Origin of the sequence: Pseudonocardia sp. SID8383 (genome assembly GCF_009864975.1) — a bacterium.
In the GTDB taxonomy this organism is placed as follows: domain Bacteria; phylum Actinomycetota; class Actinomycetes; order Mycobacteriales; family Pseudonocardiaceae; genus Pseudonocardia; species Pseudonocardia alni.
Map to the genome: position 1 here is coordinate 1 of NZ_WWFY01001010.1, position 597 is coordinate 597.

Consider the following 597-nt stretch of genomic DNA (forward strand, 5'->3'; position numbering starts at 1 on the left):
GTGTTCGACCTCGGTCGCGGCGGTGACCCCCGGGCCCGCCCGACCGCGGCGACCGGCACGGCCGCCTACGACGACGCACACGCCGGCCCGGTCGTCCAGGGTTCGGTCGGGGCGGGCACCGGCGCGGTGTCCGGCGGGCTGCGCGGCGGGATCGGGTCGGCGTCCGCGGTGCTCACCGAGGGCTCTGCCGCCGGGACGACGATCGCGGCCCTGGTCGTCCTCAACTCCGCCGGTGCGGCCGCGGACCCGGCCACCGGTGAGGTGTACGGCGCCCGGCACGGTCTGCCGGGCGAGTTCGCCGCCGGGGTGGCCTCGGCCCTCGCCCCGCCGGAGCGGCTCGCCGCGCTGTACGCGGGGCACGTGAACCCGCTGGGGACGGCGACGACGCTGGTGGTCGTCGGCACCGACGCGGCCCTGGACAAGGTCGGCTGCACCCGGCTGGCGACGATGGCGCACGACGGCCTGGCCCGGTCGATCTCGCCGGTGCACACGATCCGCGACGGCGACTGCGCGTTCGCGCTGGCCACGGGCACCCGGGCCGCACCGGACGTCGCCGGGGTGTTCGCGCTGCAGGCGGCCGCGGCGGAGGTGACGGCG

At 78.9% G+C, this 597-nt stretch carries 1 protein-coding gene; it reads left to right on the forward strand.

The features are described 5' to 3' along the window. The coding region (locus GTW08_RS24255) for a P1 family peptidase (RefSeq protein ID WP_161152587.1) at positions 1–597 on the forward strand (597 nt) is incomplete at both ends.